The following is a 1,614-nucleotide window of genomic DNA, read 5'->3' on the forward strand; positions in this document are numbered from 1 at the left end:
CCTGCCGCTGCGCTGAGACGGCAAACCGCACCGGCGCCTTTCCGGCCTGACGCCTGTCCGGCAGAGACCGCGCGCTGCTGCACAACCGGCGCCGCCGGTGTCTGCATCCTCGGCGGCGCGTCCGATCCTGCGCTGAGCCTTTGCCCGACCGGTCCTTGCAGGCCGCTGATACCCGTCTCACGCCGACGCCGGGGATGTCCTTCACCGTCCCGCCGCGCTGAAGCAGGACACCGCATCGGCACACCTCCAGCCTGCGCCCGTCAGGCTCGCATTCCGTGCCGACTGAGACGGCGCCGCCGCGCTATCGGTGGGGCAAGCGCCTGCATCCGCGGCCGTGCTTCCAATCTCGCCCTCAAGCCTCGGTTTCCCGACCTGTTCGGACTGGCCGCAGACATGCGCTACGCTTCGGCGCTGGTGGCAGCCAGCGCCGCCTTGCCGCTGCGCTGACGCGGAAACCGCGCCGGCATATTTCCCGGCTGGCGCGTGTCTGGTCCGCATTCGGCGCCGGCCGGAATCGCGCATAACTGCGCAACCGACAGCGAGGCTCCCGCGCCCGCGGGCGCTTCCGATTGGGCCGTCGGCGTCCATCGCCCGACCTGTTCCCGCAGGCTGCGGACAACCGGCGCGCCGTTGCCGGACGGCGGCCGGCGGCACAGACTGCGACGGGCGTTGCAGAGCCGTTTGCGGAAAGCCCGGTCCGGGCCGCCATGCGCCGCCATTCTCTGACAGCTCCGCCATGCCGGCCTGTCGCCGGCGCAGCCTGCCGGATGCCGGATCCGGCGGCGCGCTCCTCGTTGTTCCGCCCGCGCCCGCTGATATGTGCGGGCATCGGCCCCTCCGTGCGCGGCTGTTGCCCGCGCGGGCGAGCGGGCTCTGCGAAAGCGCCGGGCGGTGCCGTGGATGCGCTGCGCCCCGTCCCGCGCGGACATCATCGGTCCGCATTCTCCCGTCACCATGGCGCGCAGACAGGACATGTGAAGAGAGGCAGAGCCATCATGTGGGACGAACGTTTTGCCGGCGACGACTATTTCTACGGCACAGACGCCAACGCCTTCCTGCGGTCGCAGGCGGCCCTGCTGCCGCCGTCCGGCACGGCGCTGAGCCTTGCCGAGGGTGAGGGCCGCAACGCCGTGTGGCTGGCGCAGCAGGGGCTGACGGTGACGGCCGTTGATGCGTCCGCCGTCGGGCTCGCCAAGGCCGGCCGCCTCGCCGCGGCGCGGGGCGTCTCCATCACCCCCGTGGTGGCCGATCTGGCGACGTGGACCTTTCCGGCTGCGGCGTTCGATGTCGTTGTCGCCATCTTCATCCAGTTCGCCCCGCCGGCCCTGCGCGACCGGCTGTTCGCGGGCATGATCGCCGCGCTGCGGCCCGGCGGCCTCCTGCTGCTGCAGGGCTACCGCACCGAGCAGCTGCGCTATGGCACCGGCGGCCCCAAATCGGCGGAACTGCTTTATACGACCGACCTGCTGCGCCGGTCGTTTGCCCCGCTCGCCATTGAGCGCCTCGAAGCCCATGACGACGAGATCGTCGAAGGTCAGGGCCACAACGGCATGTCGGCTCTGGTCGACCTCGTGGCCCGCAAACCGGCCTGATTCCCTCAATCGCGGCCCGCCG

The 1,614-nt window shown here is 71.4% G+C and carries 1 protein-coding gene; it reads left to right on the plus strand.

Features of this window, described 5'->3' with window-relative positions:
- The first annotated feature begins 995 nt into the window (after positions 1 to 995).
- Positions 996 to 1,592, plus strand: coding sequence for a class I SAM-dependent methyltransferase (locus V7067_RS13790; protein WP_334176481.1), 597 nt, complete (start codon positions 996 to 998; stop codon positions 1,590 to 1,592).
- Positions 1,593 to 1,614: the final 22 nt, after the last annotated feature.

This window comes from Pseudoxanthobacter sp. (assembly GCF_036822375.1).
Lineage (GTDB): Bacteria > Pseudomonadota > Alphaproteobacteria > Rhizobiales > Segnochrobactraceae > Pseudoxanthobacter.

Excerpts from the sequence above, each read along its gene's own strand:
- V7067_RS13790 (WP_334176481.1), top strand. The coding sequence starts at position 996 with ATGTGGGACGAACGTTTTGCCGGCGACGACTATTTCTACGGCACAGAC.